The organism is uncultured Meiothermus sp. (genome assembly GCF_937863175.1).
In the GTDB taxonomy this organism is placed as follows: Bacteria; Deinococcota; Deinococci; order Deinococcales; family Thermaceae; genus Meiothermus.
This window is the reverse complement of the sequence record NZ_CALMCQ010000476.1, coordinates 1-4951: the sequence shown is the minus strand read 5'-3', so window position 1 is coordinate 4951 and position 4951 is coordinate 1. Positions and strand designations below refer to the sequence as shown.

General features: G+C 56.1%; 5 protein-coding genes. All 5 read left to right on the top strand.

The window, feature by feature from the left end; all coding sequences use genetic code 11:
* On the top strand, positions 1–380 hold a 380-nt coding region (locus Q0288_RS17600), incomplete at its 5' end, for a non-canonical purine NTP pyrophosphatase (protein WP_299433604.1).
* A gap of 498 nt (positions 381–878) precedes the next feature.
* On the top strand, positions 879–1253 hold the full coding sequence (locus tag Q0288_RS17595; protein WP_299433601.1) for a hypothetical protein: 375 nt from the start codon (positions 879–881) through the stop codon (positions 1251–1253).
* A 12-nt stretch (positions 1254–1265) separates the two neighbouring features.
* The gene (locus tag Q0288_RS17590; RefSeq protein WP_299433598.1) at positions 1266–1676 is read left to right on the top strand and encodes a thrombospondin type 3 repeat-containing protein; all 411 of its coding nucleotides are present in this window, start codon (positions 1266–1268) and stop codon (positions 1674–1676) included.
* Positions 1677–2236: 560 nt separating this feature from the next.
* Positions 2237–3439, top strand: a complete 1203-nt coding sequence (locus Q0288_RS17585; RefSeq protein WP_299433595.1) for a maltose ABC transporter substrate-binding protein — start codon at positions 2237–2239, stop codon at positions 3437–3439.
* A gap of 269 nt (positions 3440–3708) precedes the next feature.
* Positions 3709–4743 carry a S1C family serine protease gene (locus Q0288_RS17580; RefSeq protein WP_299433592.1) on the top strand — a complete coding sequence of 345 codons (1035 nt, stop codon included), beginning with the start codon at positions 3709–3711 and terminating at the stop codon, positions 4741–4743.
* Positions 4744–4951: the final 208 nt, after the last annotated feature.

Here is a 4951-nt window from a genome sequence, read left to right as displayed (position 1 = left end):
GGGAGCCTGGGGTGTACTCGGCCCGCTATGGCAACAAGAAAACCGATATGGAGCGGAATGTGTATTTACTCGAGCGCCTCAAGGGAATTCCGGCCAGCGAGCGCAGGGCCAGATTTGTGGCCGTGGTGGTAATCGCCTATCCAGATGGCTACATGGAACTCTACCGTGGCGAGACCGAGGGTGAAATCCTCGAGGCTCCCAGGGGGGAGTGGGGCTTTGGCTACGACCCCTTGTTTTACCTGCCCGAAGCAGGAAAGACCTTTGCCGAGATGCCGCTCGAGCAAAAAGCGGCCTACTCCCACCGGGGCAAAGCCCTCAAAACTCTGCTCGAGGCCCACAAATTTGGCCTACCGCGCAAAGAGCAGCCCATTCAAGAGTAAAAGCAGCCGACCTATTGGAATTTGAATGCGAGCGCACGGGCAATTGGGTGTTTGTACCGTTGTTCGCCCGTCGAGAATGTCGCGTGGGGGTCGAAGGTTTGAGGTCGAGCATCGAAGGCCCCGTGGGTTTGACTCATCTGTGCAAAGTTCACAATTTTTATTTCCGGGGGAGTTTTCAGATGGACAGCTTTCCTGGTAACTTTGAAAACGGCCCCTATGCTGCCCCAGTTCCATACCTGGGTGCACCCTCTACGGCCACCGTCCTAACCACCAGGGTCTCCACCCGGCTTTGAATCCAACCCCGCTACTTTTGCGTAGCTAGGGTTGGAGGTCATGCCATGAGACGATGTTGACGGATTCCAGTACTGTGCTGGTACAGGGCCTCTTTGGTTTGTTGTGGATAGTGCCGGTAGTTTGAGGCTGTGGATTAAGTGGAGTTAAAGGGTTCTGCTTTCCTACGCCCACCCTTGCCCTGAGGGGTTTGTGTAGGTTAAGGTCATGCGAATTACTGGCCTGATGCCCCTGCTGCTATGGTTGGTCTCCTGTGGAGAATTCACCAACCCGAACCCCGGCGCGTGTCAGGTGGTGCGGATGGTTAGTACCCAGACTGGATTTAGACTAGCCAATTCCAACAGCGCTAATGTGAGTGTCAAGGCGGGAGGTTGTGTAGAATTTGTCAACGACGATGCCAACAGCGTTCACAATGCTCAAAGTCGTCCAGGCGCGCCCAGCAATCTAGCTTTTAATACGGCAATTCTGACCCGGGATCAGAGCCAAAAGGTGGTTTTCAATATCGTGGGCGAAGTCGAATACATCTGTGGAGTGGGTAGCCACGCCACCACTATGAACGGTAGAATCACGGTGCAACCCTAAAAGGAGGCAACTATGCGCAAGGTTGGTTTTTTGGTTCTGGCACTGGTAGTTGTATGGATGCCTTATGCTACTGCTCGTCCACCCTATCGGCTTCAAGCCATCAATCAGTTCAACCTCGTGGCGGATCGTGGAGATGTACGGACGGCAAGCTGTCAGTACTGCCATGTGAATGCCAATGGCGGCGCTCCCTGGAACCCCTTTGGGAATGAGGTGCGGGCCAACTTCAAGGGCAACATTGGGGATGCCCTCTACGAAGCCCTCAAAGCCATGAAAGACTCCGATGGCGATGGCTATGCCGATGTCCTGGAGGTCTTTGCTGGTACGCTGCCGGGCGATGCCAACAGCAAACCTCTGGTTACCACCCAGTTCCTCATGCAGAGCCTGGAAAAAGCCGGTGGCGTGGACATCTATAAACCCAGATAAGGGCTGGTAAACCGTGTGGGCGAGCCTTGTGCTCGCCCCCCGTTATTGCACACCATTGGGTATTTTTATTCTGCGCAGAAAAGTTGCCCCTAGTTAGGGAAGCCTGATAGAAAATTTGGCCGCAGGACACTGCCCAGGCCGTGCCATACCTGCTAGAAAGCGATCAACGGATCCTTCCCGGCCGGCTGGAGTTGCGCCCAGACCGACCGCCAAGGAAGTGAGTGGGAGAGGGGTTCCCATACAGGCTTGCTTCGAGAGCTAGCTCGAGGTACTACGGACAATTGTCCTCGATGCATTTCCCTGCGGTCTCCACCTTAGATCCATCGAAAAACCACTCAGGCACGCATACATTGATCCGGGCCTTAACCATATCCCGGGATGAATCCAGGCTCTTTACCTGGTCAAAGAGTATAGTAAGATACAACTAGACGCAGAAGGCAGATTGACTTAAAATAACGTTGAGAACATCGTGGAAACGCTGCCAGAGACTGCTGTCGAGGTTAATGCAAGCCATATTTTGGCTAACGGTTTAGGGTGTGGCTTGAAACTAGGAGGAGGATATGAAAAAAAGTCTCTTAATCGCAGCCGTAGCGGCCCTGGGTTTGGTGGGCTCGGCTATGGCCCAGGGCCGGCTCACGGTCTGGACACACTATGGCGGCCCAGAGTTGGCCTGGCTCAAGCAGACGGCTGCCAGTTTTGCTAGAAGCAGTGGAACCCAAATAGATGTCGTTGAAGTGCCCTTTGGCGATATCCAGAACAAGTTCATTCTGGGGGCCCCCCAGGGCCAGGCTGCCGATCTGGTGGTGAGCATTCCCCACGACTGGGTGGGCGCCATGGCTGCGGCGGGCGTGCTCGAGCCCATGGGGAGATACGCTACCAGAGGCTTTATCCAGGATCTCTCTGAAGTCGCTGTGGAGGCCTTAACCTTCCGCAATCAACTCTTTGCACTGCCTATGTTTGCCGAGTCGGTAGCCCTTATTTACAACAGAAAGCTGGTCAGGGAGGCTCCCAAAACCTGGGATGAGTTCCTTAAAATCGCCCAGGACAACACCAGGGGAACCTCCTTTGGCTTCTTGTATGACCTGGGCAACCCTTACTTCAACTATGGCTGGTTTACTGCTTATGGAGCCTCCGTGTTTGGCCGTACAGCCCAGGGGGTAGATGCCAGCCAGGTGCGCCTGGGGGGCGATGCGGGCAACCGTGCGGTGAGCTTTATCCGGGATCTGCGCTTCCGCCACCGCCTGATTCCCGAGGGGGTGGACTACGGGGTGGCCGACAGCGCTTTTAAGGAAGGCGCCCTGGCCATGATTCTCAACGGTCCCTGGGCGATTGGCGAGTACAAGAAGGCCAATATTGACTTTGGTATCGCACCCATGCCCAACCCTCCTGGAGGCCAGCAGTGGCGTCCGTTTGTCGGGGTACAGGGCGTGGCCATGAACGCCTACTCGCGCAACAAGGCCGCCGCCGCCAACTTTGCCAAGCTGCTGGTCACCACCCAGAACCAGGTGGCCTTCAACCGGGCTGGAGGCCGCCTGCCGGTTTCCATGCGAGCTGTACAACAACTCCGCAACGACCCGGTTGTGGTTGGTTTCTCGGCCACCATCGCCCTGGGTTCGCCCATGCCCAACATCCCCGAGATGGGTAAGGTGTGGGGGCCCTGGGGGAATGCCCTCTCCCAGGCTGTTCAGAGAGGCGACACCGATGTGCCCCGCATAGTGGCCGCAATGGTAGAGGAGATTAATCGCGGTCTTCGCAGCCGTTAAGTCCCCACAATAAAACCCCCTCCGCGCGGAGGGGGTTTTATTGTTGAATAAGATGAGAGAAAAAAGTGTGCATTCCAGTATCGAAATTTGGTACCCATGGGCTACCCTATTTTTCGTAGGAGCGTGCGAGTGGTTTGGTAAAAACATAATCGGTATGCGATGAGAACCCCGGAACCAGCCGCTCCAAAGCAAATCCCGCTGTTTGAGGGTCGGAGTCCGAGTCGGAAATTACGTTACCGGAGCAGTAGCGCACCCACAGGAGATTGCAGATGCGGCGTTCTTGGTTGATCCTTGCGATAGTGGCCTATCTTGGCATACTGGCTGCGGTGATCCATGCTCAACCGGTACAGACTCCCCGAACCCTGACCGCCGAAATTCGAACTGCCCTCGAGCAGGTTTATACCCGCGTCCTCCCAGCGACTGTACGTATCGAAACAGTTCCAGAGGGCACCGGCTCGGGCTTTTTTATCAGCGCAGAAGGCTTGGTCATGACTGCCTATCACGTGATTGAGGACACCCGCAGTTTTCGGGTAGTTAATTCCAGTAACGTATCTTTTCCTGCCGAACTGGTGGGCTACGATGAGTTCCGCGATATCGCCATTTTGCGGGCCAGGGTGGGTGCTCCGGTACCCTTCTTGCAACTCGAGACCACCCAGGGCCCGCGCATAGGAGAGCCCTTGCTGGCAGTAGGGAACTCGAGGGGCGATTTCATGGCCCCGCGCTACGGACTAGTCAACACCGTCGAGCGCGACATTTTCCCTTTCTTCAACTCCATCGCCGTCTCCACCACCATCCCGTTGGCCCCTGGCGACTCGGGCGGCCCGGTGATCAACCAGGCTGGGCGAGCTGTCGCGGTGGTGGTAGCAATTGGTCAGCCGGATGGCGTCTTCGAGAGCTATTTGTCCCCACTGCTGGGCCTGGGGGATGTGATCGGTCAGCTCCGTGCAGGGCGCAAACGCGACGTGCCCTATATCGGGGTGCAGCTTTTCCAGATTGATGATGATACCGCCACTACTTTGCGCATCCCTAAGGAAGGAGTCCTGATCCGGGGACTGTTGCGTGGGGGAGCTGCCGAGCGGGCTGGCTTGCGTGGCTTTGTGATTCGCCGAGAGAACGGTCAGGAAGTCTACGACTTTGACGTAATCCTCGAAGCCGATGGACGAACCTTCAACGATGTCACCCAGCTCCAGCGCTACATCCGCAGCAAAGAGGTAGGTGACCACGTAACCCTGACGGTGCGGCGTGGCAACCAAACTTTCAGGATCGAACTCCAGCTCACCGCCAATCCAACCCGTCGCGGTTGATCGCGAAATGCCAGCCCGGCTACGACTGCTTTTGTAGCGGGCGGTAGAGCTGGCCGGTTCCAGTCACAAAGAGCGCAACTGGCCTCTCGAGTACGTACAAAATTACCGTGATCTCCTCCTGTGCCCGTTATACCGGATTCGATTTGTTCAGACGTTTAAACCTATCAAAAACGTACCATCAGATACAACGCCTTTGGCATCCCACTTC